Raw genomic sequence first — 21,929 nt, 5'->3', positions numbered from 1 at the left:
GTAATACTACTAACCATGGACCTGACCGACACCCAGCAGGCGATCCTGCAGTTGATCGCCGAGCGCATCGAGAGCGAAGGCGCACCGCCGTCGCAGACTGAAATCGCACGTGCGTTCGGCTTCAAGGGCGTGCGCGCAGCCCAGTACCACCTGGAAGCCTTGGAGCAGGCCGGTGCGATCCGTCGCATCCCGGGCCAGGCCCGTGGCATCCGCCTGGTGCAGGCCCCGCCGGTCGAGAAGCTGGCCGAGCCGGGCCTGCCCGACAGCGTGCTGCGTCTGCCGGTGCTGGGCCGGGTGGCGGCCGGCCTGCCGATCGGTGCCGATATCGGCTCGGACGATTTCGTGGTGCTGGACCGCGTGTTCTTCTCGCCGGCGCCGGACTACCTGCTGAAGGTGCAGGGCGATTCGATGATCGACGAGGGCATCTTCGACGGTGACCTGATCGGCGTGCACCGTACCCGTGACGCCCATTCCGGGCAGATCGTGGTAGCCCGCATCGATGACGAGATCACGGTCAAGCTGCTGAAGATCGCCAAGGACCGCATCCGCCTGCTGCCGCGCAACCCCGATTACAGGCCGATCGAAGTGCTGCCGGATCAGGACTTTGCGATCGAAGGCCTCTATTGCGGCCTGCTGCGCCCCAACCGTTGACCCGTTCCGCATTGCATTTCCCCGCGGTCTTTTGTGGCGATTCTCTGGTTCCACTGAGGTTGGTACGGATGTCCGATAATTCTTTTCAGAGCGCCGGGCAGAATCTCAGCCTGTGCGATACGTCCGACTTAAAGTGAGCCCATGGCAAAGAAGACCCCCAAAGACAGCACCTCCAACGACATCACCTCTGCAAGGACCCAACCGATGGACGAGAACAAGAAGCGCGCCCTCGCTGCAGCTCTGGGCCAGATCGAGAAGCAGTTCGGCAAGGGCTCGGTGATGCGCATGGGCGACCGCGTGGTCGAGCCCGTCGAAGCCATCCCGACCGGTTCGCTGATGCTCGACATCGCACTGGGCATTGGCGGCCTGCCGAAGGGCCGTGTCGTTGAGATCTACGGGCCGGAATCCTCGGGCAAGACCACTCTGACCCTGCAGGCCATCGCCGAATGCCAGAAGCTGGGCGGCACGGCGGCCTTCATCGACGCCGAGCATGCACTGGACCCGATCTACGCCGGCAAGCTGGGCGTGAACGTGGATGACCTGCTGCTGTCGCAGCCGGATACCGGTGAGCAGGCGCTGGAAATCGCTGACATGCTGGTCCGTTCGGGCTCGGTGGACATCCTGGTGATCGACTCGGTCGCCGCGCTGACCCCGAAGGCCGAAATCGAAGGCGAGATGGGCGACCAGCTGCCGGGCCTGCAGGCCCGCCTGATGAGCCAGGCGCTGCGCAAGCTGACCGGCAACATCAAGCGCTCCAATACGCTGGTGATCTTCATCAACCAGTTGCGCATGAAGATCGGCGTGATGATGCCGGGCCAGAGCCCGGAAACCACCACCGGTGGTAACGCGCTGAAGTTCTATGCCTCGGTCCGCCTGGACATCCGCCGCATCGGCGCGATCAAGAAGGGCGACGAGATCATCGGCAACCAGACCAAGATCAAGGTCGTCAAGAACAAGCTGGCACCGCCGTTCAAGCAGGTCATCACCGAGATCCTGTACGGCGAGGGCATCAGCCGCGAAGGCGAACTGATCGACATGGGCGTGGAGGCCAAGTTGGTCGAGAAGGCCGGCGCCTGGTACAGCTACGGTGAGGAACGCATCGGCCAGGGCAAGGACAACGCCCGCGGTTACCTGCGTGACAACCCGACCGTCGCCGCCAAGCTCGAAGCCGAGCTGCGCGAGAAGTTCCAGCCGACTGAAGCCGCCCGCGAGGAAGGCGACGACGACGGCGACGACGAGTAAGGCTTGCTGTGGGGCAGGGCGGCGCCGTCAGTGACGTCGCCCTGCCTCGCAGGTTCGAATCGCCCAGGGATGGGCAGGGCGCCACGGACGGCGCCACCCTTGGAGCACCGATGTCCGACTCCGACGATATTCCCACCGGCCGCAAGCGCCGGCCACGTGAGCAGACGCCCGTGCAACGCGCGCTGGGCCTGCTGGTCCGCCGTGAGCATTCGCGCAGGGAGCTGACCCGCAAGCTGACCGCCCGTGGCATCGAAGGCGAAGCCGCGCAGGCTGCCGTGGCCAAGCTGACCGAGGCGGGCTGGCAGGACGACACCCGTTTTGCCGAGAACCTGGTGCGGATGCGCGCCAACACCGGCTACGGGCCGATCCATGTCCGCGCCGAGCTGGGCACCCATGGGCTGGACAGTGCTGCGATTGCTGCGGCGATGGACAGCTATGAGGGTGACTGGCAGGAAAACGCCCGTGATCTGGTCCGCCGCCGCTTCGGCGAGGCTGGCCCGCAGGACCTGACGCAGCGGCGCAAGGCCGCCGATCTGTTGGCCAGACGTGGCTTTGACGGCGACAGCATCCGCCGCGCGACCCGCTACGACCCGGATGACTGAGACTGGCGGCGCCGGGCCTGATACCCTTTAGGTTTTCGGCGGTCCCTTGCGACCCTGGCCAATGTGGCCGGTGGTCCGGGTCCGCCGGCCCGCAGACTGCCAGCCCTCAATGAACGCATCCGCCAAATTCACGACCTCCCAGATCCGCAGCGATTTCCTTGAATTCTTCAAGGGCAAAGGCCACACCATCGTGCCGTCGGCGCCGCTGGTGCCGGGCAACGATCCGACCCTGCTGTTCACCAACTCCGGCATGGTGCAGTTCAAGGACGTGTTCCTTGGCGCGGAGAAGCGCAGCTACGTACGCGCGGCCGACGTCCAGCGCTGCCTGCGGGCGGGCGGCAAGCACAACGACCTCGACCAGGTGGGTTACACCGCACGTCACCACACCTTTTTCGAAATGCTGGGCAACTGGTCATTCGGCGACTACTTCAAGAAGGACGCGATCGCCTGGGCCTGGGAGCTGCTGACCCAGGTCTGGAAGCTGCCGGCCGAGCGCCTGCTGGTCACTGTCTACCAGACCGATGACGAAGCGTACGCGCTGTGGCGCGACATGGTCGGCATTCCGGAAGAGCGCATCGTGCGCATCGGTGACAACAAGGGCGCGCCGTTCGCCTCGGACAACTTCTGGCAGATGGCCGACACGGGTCCGTGCGGCCCGTGCACCGAGATCTTCTACGACCACGGCGACCATATCGCCGGCGGCCCCCCGGGCTCCCCGGATGAGGACGGCGACCGCTTCATCGAAATCTGGAACCTGGTGTTCATGCAGTTCGACCGCCAGCCCGACGGCACCCTGGTGCCGCTGCCGGCGCCGTGCGTGGATACCGGCATGGGCCTGGAGCGCCTGGCGGCGATCCTGCAGCACGTGCATACCAACTATGAGATCGACCTGTTCCAGGCGCTGATCCGCAAGGCGTCGGAGCTGACCGGTACGGCCGACCTGGAGAACAAGTCGCTGCGCGTGATCGCCGATCACATCCGCGCCTGTTCGTTCCTGATCGTCGACGGCGTGCTGCCGTCCAACGAAGGCCGCGGTTACGTGCTGCGCCGTATCATCCGCCGCGCCCTGCGCCATGGCTGGATGCTGGGCGTGCGCCAGCCGTTCTTCAGCAAGCTGGTGCCGACCCTGGTCGAGCAGATGGGCGAGGCCTATCCGGAACTGCCGGCGGCGGTGGACACCGTTACCCGTGCGCTGCAGGCCGAGGAAGAGCGTTTCGCTGAAACCCTCGACGCCGGCATGAAGATCTTCGAGGACGTGGCTGGCAAAGCCAGCAATGGCGTGATCCCGGGCGTTGACGCCTTCCGCCTGTACGACACCTACGGTTTCCCGCTCGACCTGACCCAGGACATCGCCCGCGAACGCGACCTGACCGTCGACATCGCCGGCTTCGATGCCGCGATGGAGCAGCAGCGCGAGACCGCGCGTGCGGCCGGCAAGTTCGGCGGCGGCGTGACCCTGCCGGCGGAGCTGGTAGCCACCCTCAGCCCGACCGTGTTCCTGGGCTATGACCGCCTGCAGGCCGATGGCCTGACCGTGCTGGCGCTGCTCAAGGACGGTCGTCCGGTGCAGTCGGCCGATGCCGGTGATGCGGTCATCGTCATCACCAACCAGACCCCGTTCTACGCCGAATCCGGCGGCCAGGTCGGCGACACCGGCGTGCTGACCGGCAACGGCGTGCGCCTGGCGGTGGAAGACACCCAGAAGTTCGCTGGCCAGTTCCATGGCCACGTCGGCACGCTGTCCGAAGGTGGCCTGAAGGTTGGCGACGTGCTGTCCGGCCAGGTTGACGGCGAGCGTCGCGGCGCCACCATCCTCAACCACTCGGCGACCCACCTGCTGCACGCCGCCCTGCGCGAAGTGCTGGGCACCCATGTGCAGCAGAAGGGCTCGCTGGTCGCGCCGGACCGCCTGCGTTTCGACTTCTCGCACTTCCAGCCGATCAGCGCTGATGAGCTGGCGGTGATCGAGCGCAAGGTCAACCAGCAGGTGCGCGCCAACAATGCCGCCGAAGTGCACACCATGGCCATGCAGGAGGCGCTGGACTTCGGCGCGATGGCCCTGTTCGGCGAGAAGTACGGTGAGCACGTGCGCGTGCTGAAGATGGGTGACTACTCCACCGAGCTGTGCGGCGGTACCCACGTCAACCGTACCGGCGATATCGGCCTGTTCAAGATCACCTCCGAGGGCGGTGTTTCCGCCGGCGTGCGCCGCATCGAGGCGGTCACCGGCCAGGGCGCCCTGGACTACGTGGACGCCGAAGAGGCACGCCTGGCTGAAGCCGCCGAGCTGCTCGGTGGCAGCGCCGGTGACGTGGTCGAGAAGATCCGCGCCCTCGGCCAGCGCCAGAAGCAGCTGGAGCGCGAGCTGGAAGCCGTGAAGGCCAAGGTCGCGGCCGGTGCCACCGCCGACCTGTCCGGCCAGGCCGTTGAGGTCGCCGGTGTGAAGGTGCTGGCCGCCCGCCTGGAAGGCTTCGACGCCAAGTCCCTGCGTGACGCCATGGACCGCCTGAAGCAGCAGCTGGGCGACGCGGTGATCGTGCTGGCCGGCGCCCAGGACGGCAAGGCGGCCCTGGTTGCGGGTGTGAACGGCAGCGCAATGGGCAAGGTCAAGGCCGGGGAACTGTTGTCCCATATCGCCGGTCAGATCGGGGGCAAGGGCGGCGGACGCCCGGACCTCGCCCAGGGTGGTGGCGAGGACGGGCCCGCCCTTGCCACTGCGCTGGCTGCAGTTGTCGAATGGGTCAGCCCCCGCCTGTGATGAACCCGGCCGTCCCCCTCCTTGTAGGAGCGGGACGGCTGACGGTACCATTGCGAATCTTTTCCCTTTGTCGTGGTAGCGCTTCTTGACGGAGCGTCAAGCCGGTGGGGGATACCCTTCCACACGGTTCCATGGAGACTTGCAAAAATGTTGATCCTGACTCGCCGCGTCGGCGAAACCCTGATGATCGGTGACTCGGTGAGCGTCACCGTGCTTGGCGTCAAGGGTAACCAGGTGCGTATCGGCATCACCGCGCCGAAGGACGTCGCTGTGCATCGCGAAGAGATCTATCAGCGCATCCAGCGCGGTGACGAAGCCGGTGGCGCCGGTAGCGAAAATTCTGCCGAATAACGCTTTACCTTCGCACTCGATTAACGTTATGATTCACGCCCCGCTGAGGTGCAACGCACCAGACGCGGTGAATACCCCGGAGTGATGCCCGAGTGGCCGAAGGGGCTCCCCTGCTAAGGGAGTATAGGGTCAAAAGCTCTATCGAGGGTTCGAATCCCTCTCACTCCGCCAGATACAAAGAAGCGCCTGCAGATCCTCGATCTGCAGGCGTTTTTCTTTGTCCGGTGTTCGAAGGTGCAGCCTGCGCGGGGCTGCCTGTCCTTAGTGATCGCTACGGATGGCAGGTACTGCAGCAGGCGTCGTTGCAGGTGCCGGAGCGGCGGCAGCAGGACGCTGTGGCGGCTCGAGATCACGCGGTGGGGTTTCGCGCCACAACAAGGCAAGCGTGCAGTCGTTGGCGCGCTCCCTGCACATTCTTTCGGCCTTGCGCTGCGCGGCGTCCGCAGTCTTCTCACCCAGTGCAAAGCCCAACGCAACCGTGCCCGTCGCGATGGCCGAATAGCCTTCGCTGGTCGTGCTGGCAGACTGGCCACAATTGCGCGATTGCAGCGCGCAGTAGTGCAGCGACTGCTGCATCGCGGTGGTAAGGGAATGCTGGTTCATCGAGTAGCCGTAGCGGCCATCCTTGTCGTAGGTGATCGCAGATGCGGCACCTGCCCCCGAGGTGATGGTCAACAACACCCCAAGGGAAATCGCTTGCTTCCAGTTCATCGCCATCTCCTTTTCGACGGATGGTGGATCAACCCGGGTTCGCGACGCAACCCGGCGCGTCGCCGTGCCGGGTGCCTGCAGGTAATCCACCCGCAGGCCGCTTCTCCTTCCGCCCGGGCTCAGAGCCTGACCGTCACACCCACCTGGAAGCCACGCCCCGGCAGCGGGGCGATGTACTTCAACGGCGAGTTGTGCGGGCGCGCTTCCTCGTTGAGCAGGTTGCTGCCGTTGACGAACACTTCCATGCCGGCGATGTAGCTGTTGCGCACCGGCAGTTCGCGGCTGACCTGCAGGTCGACCAGGTTGAACGCGTCCAGCGGAATTTCCTCGCTGACATTGCGGCCGAGGTACTTCTGCGTGCCGTAGTAGGTACTGGACAGCTGCGCCTTCCAGCCCTGGCGTTGCCATTGCAGGTTGGCGCCGTAGCGGTTGGTCGGCATGTTCGGCAGGTACTCGCCATCATTGTGGGCGCGCAGCGCGTCCGGGCGGTCGGCCTTGTTCTTCACCAGGTCGGCAAAGGCCGAGATGTTCAACGTGCCATAGCGGCCGAGATCCAGCGCCTGTGAAGCGTCGATCTCGAAGCCCTTCACCGTGGTGTCGGTCTGCTTCCAGTACTTCAGCGGCAGGCGGTTGGCGGTCTGCAGGCCCGAGTAGCCAAGGTAGAGGTAGTTCTGGTACTTCATCCGGTACGCGGTGGCCGACAGCTCGAAGCCGCCGAGGTGGAACAGGCCGGTCAGCTCCAGGTTCTTTGCGCGCTCCGGCTCCAGGTTCTGGTTGCCTTCCTCCTGGGTCATCACCGAATAGTGCGCGTTGCTGGCATACAGCTCGTTGATCTCCGGTGCGCGCTGCGAGGACGAGTAGCGCACCTTGGCGGCAAACAAGGGGCCGAGCTCGACGTACGAGCCGAGGCTGTAGCTGTTGAGCCGGTAGTCGCGGTCCTGCAGTTTCGTGTTGGCAGCATTGCGCGCGGTCTTGAAGCGGCTGGGCTGCAGCGTGTGGTCGACACGCTCATGACGGAGGCCGGCATCGAAGGTGGCCCAGCCGAAGTCCAGCGTCTCTTTCAGGAACACTGCATTGCTGCGGGTATCGACATCGGGCAGGTAGCGCAGCGAGCCGCTGCCGGTGACATCACGCGACTGGTGGCTGAGGCCGAGCATGCCGCTGAGCGCGCCGACGCGCTGGTGGCTGAGCAGCAGCTCGGCCTGGATGCTTTCGAAGTCGTAGTCGTTGGCCTTGGACGCGCCGAGTCGTTCGCCCGAGGTGTTGTCCAGCTTGGAGACACGCAGTTCGGCACGCTCGAAGTAGGGCAGCGGATCGCGCAGCAGCGCTTCCAGCGCGTAGCGCTGCTGCTTGATCACCACGCCCACCGGCAGGCCATCGGCGTAGTTCGAGCCGAATGACAGGTTCTGCATCGAGAAGCCGGGCACGCCGTATTCGCTGTCCTTGGCATCGATGCTGACACCGACGTAGCCGCGGTCGAAGAACAGGGTCGAGCCGGCGGCCACCTGTGAATTGCGTGAGTAGCTGTTGCCCAACCGGTGGTGGTAGTCGGGGGTCACGTCATTGTTGATCTGCTTCTGCACGTACGAGGGCGTGCCGGGGACATAGGCCGGGTTGACCGGGTTGATGTAGGTGCGGCGCTGCCAGACCGAGGTCGGGTTGTTGGTATAGAAGGAGAAGTCACCGTCGGCCCAGTCCGGGTTCTCGGTCATGAACTGGTCGATATAGGGCTGCGAGGCCTTGTTGTAGATCTGCTGGACGCGCGCTTCCTTCTGGCAGCTGTCGGCCAGCGCCGAGTTGACGCCGCCGGTGGCGGGGAACAGCGCGGTGTTGCAGACGCTGGCCTTGCTGTTGCCGGGGATGTCGTAGTGGGAAATGCGCTGGCGCGAGACTTGCAGGTTGGTGGAGATGTTGCGCTGGTTGTTGAAGTTCATGCGGAAGCCCTGCGCGTCGGCGGCGTTGAAGCCCTTGCGCAGGACCAGTTCCATCGACTGGTCCTTGTCTTCCATGCTGCGCGAGATCAGGCCCGAGTCGACCTCCACGCTGCCGCCGATCGCGTTGCCGCCATAGCGCACCGTGTCGGAGGACTTGTTGACGGTGACACTGCGCACGAACAGTGGATCGAAGGGAATGTTGATGTCACCGCTGATCGCATTCATGCCAAGGATGGACTGGCCATCCTGCAGGATCTGAACCCGGTTGCCGCTGAGACTGCGGATGACCGGGGCGCCCGCGTTCGGTCCGAACGCACTGTTCTGCACGCCGGAGACATGCTCGAGCAGGCCGCCGAGGGTGCGGTTCTGCGCCTGTGGATTGTCGACGGTGACCCGGCTGTCGATGCGCGAGGGCTTCGAGGCCTCGACCTGAAGCGTGGGAAGGGTGGGTTCGTCCGCGGCGTGGGCGGTGTGGACGGCGAACAGAATGGCGGCAGCAAGCAGATGGCGACGCATGACACACTCCGTGAAAATAGTGTGAAATGTTATAACGTAACTATTTGTATCGACAAGGGGCGAATGGGCCTTGCCAGCGGGACTGGAGATGAGAGTGTTTCTCATATGAGAATGGCCGACGTCCGCTCCTCCGTCGGTGACTCCATGCATGCCCTCACCCTTGCCGACCTGGACCGCCTGGGCCGCCGCAGCGGCTTCCGCTATCGACTGCCGGAACCGCTTGCCGTTGCTGGCGAACCCTGCGTGGTCGAGGGCAGGGTGGAGCAGCGCTGCCTGCGCCCGGGCTTGACCCTGGCGCTGTCGGATGTGGTTGCGCACCAGACCTTCGAGGCGATCTCGGAAGTGCCGCCGGCGTTCTCGGCCATCGTGATGCTGGAAGGCTGCGCCGGTGCTCGCCTGTCAGGGCAGGCGCAGATCGGAATGCGCCCGGGCGCGGGCGCGAGGATACTGGCCGATGCGGCGCCCATGACCGCGATCCACCCCGCGGGGCAGCGCATGCGCAGCCTGAATGTCTCGCTGGACGCATCGGCGCCGCTGGATGACCCGGTGATCAACGAACTGCTGTCCGCGCACCGCTCCGACGGCCGGCCGTTGCATAGCTGGCAGGTACCCGCGCATCTGGGGCACGCGGCCGACCAGCTGCTGTCGGGTGTCTGGGACGGCGCGATGCATGCGCTGCTGTGCGAGGGCGTGGGCCTGCAGATGCTGGCACTGTCCCTGGGCGCGCCTGTACGCAATGCTGCATTGGAGCTGGGCGTGTCCGCGCGCGATCGCCGCATGCTGCAGCGGGTGATCGATTGCCTGCAGGCAGCGCCGGCCGCCGATCACAGCCTGGACGATCTGGCGCGCGTGGCCTGCATGAGCCCCAGCAGCCTGCGCCTGAAGTTCCTGCAGGTGTATCGATGCTCGGTGTTTGCCTGGCTGCGCGAACATCGGTTGCAGCGGGCCTGCGAGCAGCTCCGGCAGGGCTGCAGCGTGCAGCAGGCCGCACATTTCGCCGGCTACCGGCATGCCACCAATTTCGCGACCGCGTTCCGTGCACGCTATGGCATCGCACCGAGCCGGTTCCGCTGACGTTCGATCATCGCCGGCAGCGCGCAAACACCTGCTGCGTCCGCGCATACGTGCGCTCACGTTCAAATGACAATAATTCTCATCCAGCCTTTCCTTCCCGCTGGACCTTCCATGCCTGCCTGTTTCCGCCCGTGTGCCCTGGCAACCGCCATCGGCACGACCCTGGCGCTGTTCAACGCTGCCCATGCCGCCGAACGCGAACCTGCCGCCACGGCCTCGCAACTGCCCACCGTGCAGGTCACCGCCGATCTCGACGGCAGCACCGAATCGTCGCGCTCCTACACCACCAATTCCATGGGTACGGCGACCGGCCTGTCGCTGACCTCGCGGCAGACACCGCAGTCGGTCAGCGTCGTCACCCACCAGCAGATCGAGGACCGCGCGCTGCTGAGTACGGCCGATGCGCTGGCCACCGCGCCAGGCATCTCGGTCACGCGCAGCGATGCCAACCGCTACTCGTTCTCGGCGCGGGGTTTCGAGATCGACAACTACCAGTTCGATGGCGTGGTGATGCCGGTGCTGTCGCCGTGGAATTTCGGCGAGAACAACCTGGACATGGTGGTGTATGACCGCATCGAGATCGTGCGCGGTGCCAACGGCCTGATGACCGGTGCCGGCAATCCTTCGGCAGCGGTGAACTACGTGCGCAAGCGACCGTTGCGCGAGTTCGCTGCCAGTGCTGGCATCGGCCTCGGTAGCTGGGACGCACGGCGCGCGTGGGCGGATGTATCCAGCCCGTTGAGCAGGGAAGGCCGCATACGCGGTCGCCTGGTGGCAGCCAAAGCAGAGGCCGACAGCTACACCGCCGGCCTGGACAGCACCGCGAAGACGCTCTACGGCGTGGTCAGTGTGGATCTGGGCGAGGACACCGGGTTGATCGCCGGCATCTCCTACCAGGGCAATGACAACCGTGGCTTTGGCAGTGGCTTCGCGCTGTTCAACGCCGATGGCACGCGCACGGCTTTCGATCGCTCGGTATCGGCCACGGCCCCGTGGGCACGGATGAGCACCGATACCCGCAACGGCTTCTTCGATTTCAACCACCGCTTCGGTAACGACTGGCAGGCGCGGGTGTCCTACAGCCGTTCGCATACCGACATGGAGATGAAGCACCTCTATCGCGGCGGCTATCCCGATCCGGTCACCGGCGCCATGCCCAATGGCAACAGCTTCACCCGCTACGATGGACCGGTGCGGCGCGAGGCACTCAGTGCCGGCCTGTCGGGCCCGTTCCAGCTGTTTGGTCGCCAGCACACGGCGTCGATCGGCTGGTCGCGGTCGCGCGACGAGATCGCGCTGGGGCAGTACCGCGCGCTGGCGCCGCTGCCGCCGTTGGCCAGCTATCTGGACTGGCACGGGCCGGGCACGCCGGAACCGGTGTGGGCCAGCAGCAAGACCCAGGCCGATGATCTGGACAACCATCAGAGCGGCGCCTATGCAGTGGCGCGGCTGTCGCTGGCTGACCCGCTGCATGTGATCGTCGGTGCTCGCCTGAGCAACTGGGAGACGGACCAGGTCTACTTCGGCAGCAAGCGCAAGTACCGCTATCGCAACGAGTTCGTGCCGTATGCCGGCTTGGTCTGGGACCTCAACGGGTACAGCAGCGTCTACGCCAGCTACACCGGCATCTTCAAGCCGCAGAACAATCGCGATGCATCCGGGCAGATCCTCGAACCGGTCAGCGGCCGCAGCTATGAGCTGGGCCTCAAGGGCAGCTGGCTGCAGGAGCGCTTGAATGCTTCAGCCGCTGTTCCGTACCCGGCAGGACAACCTGGCCGAAGCGACCGGCGGGCTGGTCGAGGGCAGTACGCAGGCCGCGTACCGCGCAGTGAAGGGTGCAACGGTGGATGGACTGGAACTTGAACTGGCCGGTGAGCCATTGCCGGGCTGGAGCCTGGGCACCAGCTTCACCACGTTCATCGCGCAGGACGCACAGGGCAGGGCCATCAATACCGCCAAGCCGCGCAGCCTGTTCAAGCTGTTCACTACCTGGCGCCTGCCCGGTACCTGGGACCGGCTGACCCTTGGCGGTGGCGTGGACTGGCAGAACCGCATGTACCAGACCGCCACGGCACCCGGAAACCGCCGGGTGCCGGTAGAGCAGCCCGGCTACGCGCTGGTCAACCTGATGGCGCGCTACCAGTTCAGTTCCAACCTGTCCGCGGCGGTCAACATCAACAACCTGTTCGACCGCCACTACTACTCGCAGATCGGCTTCTACAACCAGGGCTGGTACGGCGCGCCGCGAAACGTGATGTTCACCGTGAAGGTCGGCTATTAAGGCGCGACGTTGCCCTGTGTTCAGCGCTTCGGCTTGTACCTGGCACGGGTGACGGGCACGATCCGAAGCGCTGCGCCCCACAATGCCCTACGCAGAGCCTTCTTCACTCGAACGGAGCATCGTATGAAGCTGTTGTCCGCTGTGTTGTTGTCCGCGCTGTCACTGCCGGCCGCGTCGGCGCTGGCGATGGAGGCCTCACCCTCACCGCTGCTGGGGCGCTGGTCGCTGGATATCACCACCTCGGCGCTGCCCGAAGCGCAGCGCCCGAAGCAGGTGGTGCTGGAGTTCAAGGACGCCGGCAGCGGCCGTTGGAGTTCGCATGTGGATATCGTCCTGCATGACGGCAAGACCATGAAGTCCGATGGCACGCTGGCCCTGGATGGCACGCCGGGCGCCTTGTCCGGCACCTATGGCGCGGACAAGGCCAACCTGAAGCTGCCGGCGCCGAACACGCTGGTGATGCAGCTGGTGGACCATGGCACGCCCGCCTCGACCCGCATCTACACGGTAGCCGATGACCGCGCGACGATGACCGAGACCAAGGCGTTCTACGGCCATGACGGTACGCCGATCCTGCAGACCAACCTGTTCAAGCGGCTGCCGTAGCGGCACTGCGCGCGCAGCGCCCGCGGGGAAGATCCGCAGGCGTTGCGCCTGCCGCCCTAGACCGCCGCCGGATCGGGCTTGCCGGTATCGATGCCGTATCGGTCGATGGCCTCCTGCACCCGCGAGCGCTCGATGCGGCCCTCATCTGCCAGCGCTTTCAGGGCCGCCAGCACGATGAAGTGGCGATCCACTTCGAAGAACGTGCGCAGCGATTCACGCGTGTCCGAGCGGCCGAAGCCGTCGGTGCCCAATGCAGTGAAACGGCGGTCATTGATGAAGGGACGGATCTGGTCGCCGACGATTTTCATGTAGTCGGTGGCCACCACCAGCGGCCCTGCGTGGCCTTGCAGGCACTGCTGCACGTACGGCACACGGGGTTCCGCGGCCGTATGCAGCAGGTTCCAGCGTTCGGCAGCCAGGCCATCGCGGCGCAGTTCGGTCAGGCTGGTCGCGCTCCAGACGTCGCTGGCGATGCCGAAGTCCTGTTGCAGCAACTCGGCCGCGGCCTCCACTTCGCGCAGGATCGAGCCACTGCCCATCAGCTGCACGCGTGGCTGCGAGGTCCCTCGTTCGGAGGGCGCGGGGTGCAGCAGGTACAGTCCCTTCAGGATGCCGGCCTCGGCGCCCTCGGGCAGGGCCGGATGCGGGTAGTTCTCGTTGAGTACGGTGATGTAGTAGTAGATGTCTTCCTGGTCGACATACATGCGGCGCAGGCCGTCGTGGATGATCACCGCCAGTTCGTAGTTGAAGGTCGGGTCGTAGGACACGCAACTGGGAATCACCGACGACAGCACGTGGCTGTGGCCATCGTCGTGTTGCAGGCCTTCGCCCATCAACGTGGTGCGGCCGGAGGTGGCGCCCAGCAGGAAGCCGCGCGTGCGCGCGTCGGCGGCGGCCCATGCCAGGTCGCCGACGCGCTGCAGCCCGAACATCGAATAGAAGATGTAGAACGGAATCGTGGCCAGGCCATGGTTGCTGTAGGCGGTGCCGGCGGCGATCCACGAACAGATCGCACCGGATTCGTTGATGCCTTCCTGCAGGATCTGCCCGTCCCTGGCTTCCTTGTAGTAGCTCAACTGGCCGGCGTCCTGCGGGGTGTACAGCTGGCCGAGGTACGAATGGATGCCGATCTGGCGGAACAGGCCCTCCATGCCGAAGGTGCGTGATTCATCGGGCACGATCGGAATCACCAGCCTGCCCAGTTCCGGGTCCTTCAGCAGGCTGGTGAGGATGCGCACGAAGCCCATCGTGGTGGACTGGCCACGATCGCCGCTGCCCTGCAGCTGGCTGTTGAAGATCGACAACGGTGGCAGCGGCAGCGGATCGACCCGGGCCAGGCGCGCCGGCAGCTGCCCACCCTGGATGCGGCGGCGCTCGGCGAAGTACAGCGCTTCGGCGCTGCCCGGTTCCGGGCGCAGGTAGGGCATCTCCTCCAGTTGTTCGTCGCTGACCGGCAGGTTGAAGCGGTCGCGGAACGCACGCACCGCGTCGGCGCTCATCTTCTTCAGCTGGTGGTTGATGTTCTGGCCTTCGCCGGCTTCACCCATGCCAAAGCCCTTGACCGTCTTGGCCAGGATCACGGTGGGCCGGCCGCTGGTGTTCACTGCCTGCTGGTAGGCGGCGTACACCTTCTGCGGATCGTGGCCACCACGCGCCAGCGCCCAGATGTCGTCGTCGCTCATGTGCGAGACCAGGTCCAGCAGTTCGGGATAGCGGCCGAAGAAGTGCTCGCGCACATACGCGCCGTTCTGCGACTTGAGGGTCTGGTAGTCGCCATCCACGCATTCCATCATGCGCTGGCGCAGCAGGCCGCTATGGTCGCGGGCCAGGAGGTCGTCCCAGCCACTGCCCCAGATCAGCTTGATCACGTTCCAGCCGGCCGCGCGGAAGGTGCCTTCCAGCTCCTGGATGACCTTGCCGTTGCCGCGTACCGGACCGTCCAGGCGCTGCAGGTTGCAGTTGACCACGAACACGAGGTTGTCCAGCCGCTCGCGGCCGGCCAGCGAAATCGCCGCCAGTGATTCGGGCTGGTCCATCTCGCCGTCACCGAGGAAGGCCCACACCTTGCGACCCTGGTGTTCCTTCAGGCCGCGGTACTCGAGGTAGCGCATGTAGCGTGCCTGGTAGGCGGCGGTGAGCGGGCCCAGCCCCATCGACACGGTGGGGAACTGCCAGAACTCGGGCATCAGGCGCGGGTGCGGATACGAGGACAGTCCTTCGCCCCCGGCTTCGCGGCGGAAGTTGTCCATCCGCTGCGGATCGATGCGGCCTTCCACATAGGCACGTCCATAGATGCCCGGCGCGGAATGGCCCTGGATGTAGATCATGTCGCCGTCGAAGGTGTCGGTGCGGCCGCGGAAGAAATGGTCGAAGCCCACGTCGTACAGCACGGCGGCCGACTGGTAGGTGGCGATGTGGCCACCGACGTTGGAATGCCTGCCGGCACGCAGCACCATCACCATCGCGTTCCAGCGGATCATCGCGTTCAAGCGGCGCTCGATGGCCAGGTCGCCCGGATAGGCAGGTTGGCGCTCGGGGGGAATGCTGTTGACGTAGGCGGTCCAGGCGCGGGTGTGCAGGTCGCCGTGCTGCTGGGCATCCAGCTCGCTGAGCTGGTCGATTAGGTAATGCGCGCGTGGCCGGCCACCGGCCTGCATCACCGCTTCCAGCGATTCACGCCACTCCCGCGTTTCCAGCGGGTCGGTATCGAAGGGGATGAGGGCTTGGTTCATGGCGGTCTCCAGAGGGCGCCGGCCGACCGCCTGCCGGGGCGACAACACCGGCAGGGCGCACAGCACTGGAGCGGGGTTGCCACGGCGGGGCCGGGACGCGTGAGGTGGCCTGGCTGGCCACCGAGGAGACAAGCGTAGGTGCGTGCCTGGATCGCGAGTAGATGGGCGCGGCTTGGGTCTGCGCCAATCCAGCGTTGCCTCGCCTGGGTAGAGTCGAGCGATGCCCGACGGCTCTTTCGTTCAATGATCGAAGAGCAGTCGAGCACAGCTGGGCTCTACAACCATGCAGTGGCTCACTCGTGCTCGAAGCGCAGCGGTTCGCTGCCCATCGCCGGGTCGCTGGTGCCGGGGCGTCCATCCTCGGCGCGCCCGGCCAGGCGCAGGGTGCTCTCGCCCGCGCTGACCTGCAGGTCATACCAGCCAGCGGTAGGCGTCGCGTCCCACGCCAATGAGGTTTCCGCACGCGCCGGCAGCGCCAGCGCCTGCTCGGGCATGTGCCCGGCGTAGGCGCCGGCCTGCACACGCAGTTGCAGTGCACTGTCGCCGAGATTGCGCAGCTGCAACCGCAACGGGCCGTCCGCGCGCTCGACCGTCGCCTGCAGGGCCGGCGCCTTTGCCGCGCCCTGGAAATGGCGGTGGAAGCCATTTGGGCCGAGCAGCCACAGGTCGTAGCGCCCCTGGGCATCCAATGGCCAGCGCTCCTGCAGCGGCATCCCCGGCAGCAGCGTGTAGCGGCGGGGAATGGCGCCAAGCCGCAGGCGGTCGTAGACATGCAGTACCGCCGCCGCACCATCACAGGACAGCACCAGATCCACGCCCGTTGCATCCAGGCGGGCAATCGACGCCTGCGGCCGATAGGGCAGGGCCCGCGCCGGGCGTATGCCGCTTTCCTGCTTCGCCGGGTTCAGTCCCTCCGGCAACGCCGGCACGGTGCGTTCCGGCAGCGCAGCGGCACGTGCGGCCACCGCGTTCACGTCGGGCAGGCCGCGCACGAACGGGCGGGTATCGCGCTGGGCGAAGTCGAAGGCGCCCGTCAGGTCTCCGCAGACCGCACGGCGCCACGGCGAGATGTCCGGCGCGGCCACGCCAAAGCGGCGTTCGATCAGGCGTATGACCGAGGTGTGGTCGTACACCTGTGAATCGACCCAGCCGCCGCGGCTCCACGGCGAAATCACGTACAGCGGCACGCGCGGGCCGAGCCCATACGGGCGGCCGCGCAGCTCGGCGGCATCGTATTTTTCATCACCCGGTGCCGGATGACGGTGATACTCGCCGTCGGTACTGACCGATGAGGCGCCGGCCCAGCCGCCGTCCACGGGCGAAGGCGGTGCCGGTGGCGGCATGTGGTCGAAGAAGCCGTCGTTCTCGTCGAACATCAACAGCAGTGCCGTACGGCTCCAGACCTCCGGGTCGGCGGTCAGCGCGTCCAGCACGCGCGCGGTATAGGCCGCGCCCTGGGCGGGACTGGACGGGCCGGGATGCTCGCTGCCGGCGGCGTCGGCGATGATGAAACTGACCTGTGGCAGGCGCCCATCAAGCACGTCCTGGCGCAGCTGCGCCAGCCCACGGGTGCTGACGCCGCGCGCGCGCAGCTGTGGGTCATGCCCGGGCGCAGCGCTGTAGGCGCGACGGAACGCCTCAAAGCCGGCCAGTGGGTTGTCGGTGAAGTTGTCGGCCATGTCCTGGTAGATCTGCCAGGACACGCTCGCCTGCTGCAGGCGTTCGACATAGCTGGTCCAGCGGTATGACGCCGGATGCCCGCCGTATTCGGGGAAGTTGTCGTGCGAGTTGGCGATCACAGGGCCACCGGCGCGCGCGGCGGCATCGTTGTGCCCGGTCCACAGGAACACCCGGTTCGGGTTGGTGCCGGCCTGCATCGCGCAGTGGTAGGCGTCGCAGATCGTGAAGGCGTCGGCCAGCGCGAACTGGAACGGCAGGTCGCTGCGCTGGAAGTAGCCCATCGAGTGATTCTGCTTGGCCTTCGGCCATTGCCCCATGCGGCCGTGGTCCCATGCGCGCTGCGCATCGGGCCAGGTGTGCGGGGTGCCTTCCACGCGCATGTAGCCGAAGTGCGCGGCGGTATCCAGCGGGAACGGCGCGATCGCGCGCTTGCCGCTGGCGTCGGGTTGCAGCCACAGGCTGCGGGTGCGGCCACCGGCCTCCAGTGCAGGGGCCGGCGCGACGAAGCGATCGCCGAAGCCACGCACGCCCGGCAGCGTGCCGAAGTAGTGGTCGAACGAGCGGTTTTCCTGCATCAACACCACGATGTGCTGCAGGTCTTCGAGGCTGCGCGTCTGCGTGGCAGGGGCGATCGCTGCGGCCCGGGCGATGCTGGGCAGCAGCGGGGAAAGGCCGGCGGCAACGCCGGCCTGCAACAACCGGCGTCGGCCGATATCGGTCACGGGCTCACTCACAGGTCCACACGGAAGGAGATGCCGACGGTGCGCGGGGCGCCGATGAAGGCGTTGTCGCGGCCGTCCACCCCTGCAAGATACCGCTTGTCGGTCAGATTGCTCACCACCAGGTTGGCGCCCATGCCCTTCAGGTGCGGGGACAGGCCCTGCAGGTCGAAGCCGATGTTGGCGTTGAACACGGTGGCCGACGGCAGCTTGTTGACGTTGGAGGCGTCCAGGTAGCGGGTGCCCAGGTAGCGGCCGGACAGGCCGAAGTTCCAGTTCGCACCCTGCCAGTCGGCCGACAGCACTAGGGTGTTCTCCGGCTGGCCGATCACCTTGGCGCCGTCGACGATGCCCAGCTGGGTGTCGCGCGCGGCGTTGCCGCTGCCCAGGTACTTGGAGCGGTTGTAGGTGTAGGCCGCATTGATCCGCCAGCCGTTGTCCCAGCCATAGCCGAACGCCGCTTCCAGGCCGTTGCTTTCCACGCCGCCGAAGTTCTCGTAGACGCCGTCGGTCTCACCCAGGTAGTCGATGCCGCTGACGAAGCCGGCCGGCAGGTAGACGATGCGGTTGTCGAACTTGATGTTGTACAGGGTGACCGAGGCGGTCAGCGGCCAGCGGCTGATGCGCATGCCCACTTCGATGTTGTCGGCGGTTTCCGGCTCGACGTTGCGGAAGCGCTGCGGGTCGGTCTCGCCCAGCACGCCGGAGGGGATGGCGGCGAAGTTCTGCGAGAAGCCGGCGAACAGCTCCATGCCTTCCACGCCCGGCGCCCAGGTGAAGCCGGTGGACAGCAGCGGGTCGGACTTGGAATCGGATTTCACGTGCTCGCTGGCACCGATCACGCGACGGCGTGACTGGTCGACGAAGAACTGCTTCACGCCCAGGCGCGCACTGAACGGGCCGAAGCGCGCGACGTCCTCGACGTAGTACATCTGCTCGTCAACCTTGTACTTGTCCTCGAACTGCACCCAGTAGGGCTGGTGATCGAAGGCGATGCTCTGGCCGACATTGAGCAGGCGGTGCCAGTCGCGGCGCGCCGAACGGTCCAGCTTCTCCACCCACAGGCCGCCGCGGATCGTGTTGTCGACCGCGCCGAAGCTCTGCCGCCATTCAACGTCGGCGGTCACGCCCATGCGGTCGTTGTCGTAGTGGGTGTGGCGGTAGGACTGCGCGCCCAGTACGTTGCCGGCGTAGCAGTTCGGGTCGTACTCGGCGGTGAAGCCCAGCCGCGGGGTGCAGCTGGCCAGGCGCTGCGCGGCGCTGCCATCGGGATTGACGAAGAAGATCTGGCCGCGATTGCTGCCGCCGTAGACCGTCCTGCCGCCGATGTATTCCGACTCCGGGCGACCGGCGCCATCATCGCTGACCTGCGCCAGGTACGGCGGCAGCCAGTCGCCGCGCCCTTCCATCCGGTGCCCGTAGGCCGCCACCGAGGCCTTGAAGCCGTTGCCGCCATCGAAGGCGGCGCGCAGGTAGCCGAAGGTGTTTTCGCGCAGCGCGCGCGAGCCGGAGCGGTAGTTCTGGTCCAGGTACGGAATGCCGGTGAGCGTGCCCACCAGGTTGTCACGGTCCGGGTTGGTGGCGAAACCGGCGGGCGAGACACTGGTGTACTCGGGCTCGTCAGCATCGTTGTAGGACAGGTAGCCGGTCAGCGTCCAGCGGTCCAGTTCGGTGATGAACTTGCCGGCGATATGGTCGTTGCTGGCGTGGCCGGTGCCATCGATCCAATCGTGCACCTTGGACGAGGAAGCGCTGACCCAGGCGCGGGTGTGGCCGCCGAGCAGGCCGGTGTCATAGCGCACGTAGTACTTGCGTGCGTCGTTGTCACCGGCGCCGATCACGAAGCGCAGGCGGCTGTCCTGCAGCGGGTCGCTGGTGAGGAAGTTCAGCGTACCGCCCAGCGCCTCGTTCGAGCGCGAGGAGATGTCGGCGGTGCCCTGGCTGACTTCCACCGTTTCCAGATCGAGGGTGTCGATGTAGCGGTTGGCCAGCGAACCGCCACCGTAGCCGGAGCCACCATTGGGCAGGCCGTCGATGGTGGTGCCGATCTGCTGGGTGTCGCGGTTGGTGACGAAGCCACGCATGCTGATCTGCGTACCCCACACCGACGAGCCGGTGGCGTCGGCCTCGCTGACCACCACGCCCGGCACTTCATTGAGCGCGTCGTTGACACTGCTCATCACCGTCTGCCGGTTCAGCGTCTCTGCGCGTACCGAGGTCTTGGCGTAGCTGGTGGCCTGGCCGATCACCTGCACCTGGTCCAGCGTACGGGCGTCGCTGCTGCGCGCTTCGGCCGTCTCGCCCTGCGGTGCTTCGGCCAGGGCGTCCAGTGCGGGGGCGATCAGCAGGGCAAGCAGCGAAATACGGGGAAAGCGCGCAATCGTTCGCATCGAAACCGGACCTGCAAGGGAGGGAAGCCCCGGAGTGTCGGCAGCGCCAATGACATCGGCATGACGTGGCCACGCAACTACGATGGCACTGTGGGGCCGGTCACGGCCTTCGGGTATGCTCGGCGCTTCAATGGAGCTGAGGTGCTGGCGATGCGGAAGCGGTCGAAGATCTGGCTGGGGGGCGCAGCACTGGTGCTGCTGGCAGCGTGCAACCGGGCGCCTTCAGGCGAACAGGCGGGCGCACAGCCGCCGCCCACCGCCGGTGAGAACGCCGCACCCGAGGCAGCGCCGCCGGCTTCCTCCACTGCGGCCGATGGCGCCGCACTTACCGACCGCGATGGCAAGCCGGTGCCGCTGGTGCCGTTCGACACCGGCAGCGTGCCGCTGAGCACGGACGCGCTGGGCGAACTGCCGTTCTTCAGCCTGCCGCATGGCTATGCGCCGCAGAACGCACCGCACCCGCGCGCGTGGGCACGCTTTCCGTTCCGCATGGGCGAGGGCGTGCATTGGGTGGAAGGCCCGAGCTGGTCGGCACGCATCGTGGCCGACAGTGAAGCGGCACCCGGCAAGGCGTTCTCCGCACTGGAAGTGCAGCGCAATTTCGATGGTGTGATCACGGCCGCCGGTGGGCGCAAGGTGTTTGAAGGGGCGCTGCTGCGCGATATCTACTATGGCCCGCAGCTGGAAGGCGAGATCGGTGGCGGCTTCATCGATGCGGTGAACGGCGAACAGGACGCGCCCACCACGGTCTACGTGCTGCGCCAGGCCAACCGAACCGTCTGGCTGCAGCTGGCGGTGGACAGCAACAGCGCAGGCCTGGTGGTGGTGGATGAAGTGCCGTTCAAGGCCACTGCGCAGTGGTCGGACAGTTTCCCGCACTTGTCCCTGCCGGCCGGCTATGGCGACCGCAACAAGGCCCAGCAACGTGATTTCGATGCGTTCCCGTTCTGGACCGGCGATCACTTCGAGCAGGTCGAGGGTCGTACTTTCGCCGCCGATTTCGACAAGGGGGAGCGCGAGTACTCGATGCACGAAGTGCGCCGCAACCTGGAAGCGATGATGGCCCAGGTCAACGGCACCAAGGTGTTCGAGGGGCGCATCCCGCGCGAGGCGGCCGAGGGGGTGCCGAAGCCGGTGCAGTCGGCCTACAGCAATGCAGCCAGCTTCAACTGGAACAACTACGACAGCGTGGTCTACCGCGTCGATCTGGCCGATGGCCGCCAGGTGTGGGTGCACGCGCGGCTGGAATACCTCAGTGCCGGCTGGGTGGTGGCCGAACGCAAGGGCTTCACCCAGACCGCGGCGCTGCTGCCGGCCGATGCGTTGAAGAAGAAGCTGGACAGCGACGGTCGGGTGGCGATCCAGGTCAACTTCGCCACCGACAAGGCGCAGATCCTGCCGGCCTCCGAACCGCAGCTGGCGCAGGTGCTGCAGCTCCTGCAGGGTGATCCTGCGTTGAAGCTGTCGATCGAAGGCCACACCGACAACAGCGGCGCCGTGGCGCATAACCGCAGCCTGTCAGAGGATCGCGCACGGTCGGTGGTGGCCGCGCTGACCGCCAAGGGCATCACCGCCGATCGCCTGCAGGCGGCCGGCTTCGGTGCCGACAAGCCGGTGGCCGACAATGGCAGCGAGGAAGGCAAGGCACGCAATCGCCGCGTGGAGCTGGTCAAGCGCTGAGC

Annotated in this window: 15 protein-coding genes and 1 tRNA gene; 11 read left to right on the top strand and 5 right to left on the bottom strand. The window is 66.2% G+C overall.

Going from position 1 to position 21,929, the window contains the following annotated elements; genetic code table 11:
• Nucleotides 1-15: 15 nt before the first annotated feature.
• The 6 genes from lexA to N7590_RS07815 all read left to right on the top strand — a co-directional run bounded on the left by lexA (nucleotide 16) and on the right by N7590_RS07815 (nucleotide 5,775).
• Nucleotides 16-651, top strand: a complete 636-nt coding sequence (gene lexA, locus N7590_RS07840; RefSeq protein ID WP_008267755.1) for a transcriptional repressor LexA — start codon at nucleotides 16-18, stop codon at nucleotides 649-651.
• Nucleotides 652-855: 204 nt separating this feature from the next.
• Nucleotides 856-1,893, top strand: a complete 1,038-nt coding sequence (gene recA, locus N7590_RS07835) for a recombinase RecA (RefSeq protein WP_053449352.1) — start codon at nucleotides 856-858, stop codon at nucleotides 1,891-1,893.
• A gap of 110 nt (nucleotides 1,894-2,003) precedes the next feature.
• Complete coding sequence (recX, locus tag N7590_RS07830) at nucleotides 2,004-2,495, top strand: recombination regulator RecX (RefSeq protein ID WP_164242177.1); 492 nt, start codon at nucleotides 2,004-2,006, stop codon at nucleotides 2,493-2,495.
• Between the two features lie 109 nt (nucleotides 2,496-2,604).
• On the top strand, nucleotides 2,605-5,253 hold the full coding sequence (gene alaS, locus N7590_RS07825; RefSeq protein WP_164242179.1) for an alanine--tRNA ligase: 2,649 nt from the start codon (nucleotides 2,605-2,607) through the stop codon (nucleotides 5,251-5,253).
• Between the two features lie 147 nt (nucleotides 5,254-5,400).
• Nucleotides 5,401-5,604 carry a carbon storage regulator CsrA gene (gene csrA / locus N7590_RS07820; RefSeq protein WP_006432031.1) on the top strand — a complete coding sequence of 68 codons (204 nt, stop codon included), beginning with the start codon at nucleotides 5,401-5,403 and terminating at the stop codon, nucleotides 5,602-5,604.
• A gap of 78 nt (nucleotides 5,605-5,682) precedes the next feature.
• Nucleotides 5,683-5,775: transfer RNA gene (locus N7590_RS07815), tRNA-Ser, on the top strand.
• A 90-nt stretch (nucleotides 5,776-5,865) separates the two neighbouring features.
• Here N7590_RS07815 and N7590_RS07810 read toward each other — a convergent pair.
• Together N7590_RS07810 and N7590_RS07805 are read right to left on the bottom strand one after the other, a co-directional pair.
• Nucleotides 5,866-6,405: a DUF4189 domain-containing protein gene (locus N7590_RS07810; RefSeq protein WP_238581865.1), complete on the bottom strand. Its 540-nt coding sequence runs from the start codon at nucleotides 6,403-6,405 to the stop codon at nucleotides 5,866-5,868.
• 29 nt (nucleotides 6,406-6,434) lie between these two features.
• The gene (locus tag N7590_RS07805; RefSeq protein WP_164242181.1) at nucleotides 6,435-8,765 is read right to left on the bottom strand and encodes a TonB-dependent receptor; all 2,331 of its coding nucleotides are present in this window, start codon (nucleotides 8,763-8,765) and stop codon (nucleotides 6,435-6,437) included.
• 144 nt (nucleotides 8,766-8,909) lie between these two features.
• On the opposite strand from N7590_RS07805, the gene N7590_RS07800 reads away from it, so the two are divergent.
• The 4 genes from N7590_RS07800 to N7590_RS07785 all read left to right on the top strand — a co-directional run bounded on the left by N7590_RS07800 (nucleotide 8,910) and on the right by N7590_RS07785 (nucleotide 12,726).
• Nucleotides 8,910-9,839 carry a helix-turn-helix transcriptional regulator gene (locus N7590_RS07800; protein WP_053510142.1) on the top strand — a complete coding sequence of 310 codons (930 nt, stop codon included), beginning with the start codon at nucleotides 8,910-8,912 and terminating at the stop codon, nucleotides 9,837-9,839.
• Between the two features lie 111 nt (nucleotides 9,840-9,950).
• Entirely contained in the window at nucleotides 9,951-11,702 is a 1,752-nt protein-coding gene (locus N7590_RS07795; RefSeq protein WP_279935297.1) for a TonB-dependent siderophore receptor, read from the top strand.
• Nucleotides 11,587-12,120 (top strand): TonB-dependent receptor, encoded by a 534-nt coding sequence (locus N7590_RS07790; protein ID WP_279935299.1) that lies wholly within the window; start codon nucleotides 11,587-11,589, stop codon nucleotides 12,118-12,120. Before N7590_RS07795 ends, N7590_RS07790 begins: the two co-directional genes overlap by 116 nt.
• Before the next feature lie 123 nt (nucleotides 12,121-12,243).
• Complete coding sequence (locus N7590_RS07785; RefSeq protein ID WP_164242185.1) at nucleotides 12,244-12,726, top strand: LuxR family transcriptional regulator; 483 nt, start codon at nucleotides 12,244-12,246, stop codon at nucleotides 12,724-12,726.
• 56 nt (nucleotides 12,727-12,782) lie between these two features.
• Here the strand turns inward: N7590_RS07785 and aceE are convergent, their stop codons facing one another.
• The 3 genes from aceE to N7590_RS07770 form a co-directional block, all read right to left on the bottom strand.
• A complete protein-coding gene (gene aceE / locus N7590_RS07780) occupies nucleotides 12,783-15,458 on the bottom strand; it encodes a pyruvate dehydrogenase (acetyl-transferring), homodimeric type (RefSeq protein ID WP_279935296.1) in 2,676 nt (891 codons plus the stop codon).
• 293 nt (nucleotides 15,459-15,751) lie between these two features.
• Entirely contained in the window at nucleotides 15,752-17,860 is a 2,109-nt protein-coding gene (locus N7590_RS07775) for a phospholipase C, phosphocholine-specific (protein ID WP_164242189.1), read from the bottom strand.
• Nucleotides 17,861-17,868: 8 nt separating this feature from the next.
• The gene (locus tag N7590_RS07770; RefSeq protein WP_279935295.1) at nucleotides 17,869-20,247 is read right to left on the bottom strand and encodes a TonB-dependent receptor; all 2,379 of its coding nucleotides are present in this window, start codon (nucleotides 20,245-20,247) and stop codon (nucleotides 17,869-17,871) included.
• Between the two features lie 60 nt (nucleotides 20,248-20,307).
• Here N7590_RS07770 and N7590_RS07765 point away from each other — a divergent pair, with 60 nt between their 5' ends.
• On the top strand, nucleotides 20,308-21,927 hold the full coding sequence (locus N7590_RS07765) for an OmpA family protein (RefSeq protein WP_239544386.1): 1,620 nt from the start codon (nucleotides 20,308-20,310) through the stop codon (nucleotides 21,925-21,927).
• The last annotated feature ends 2 nt before the right edge of the window (nucleotides 21,928-21,929 follow it).

Origin of the sequence: Stenotrophomonas sp. GD04024 (assembly GCF_029837545.1) — a bacterium.
GTDB lineage: Bacteria > Pseudomonadota > Gammaproteobacteria > Xanthomonadales > Xanthomonadaceae > Stenotrophomonas > Stenotrophomonas forensis.
The sequence above is the reverse complement of the archived record's forward strand: the minus strand, read 5'-3'. Positions and strand labels throughout refer to the sequence as shown.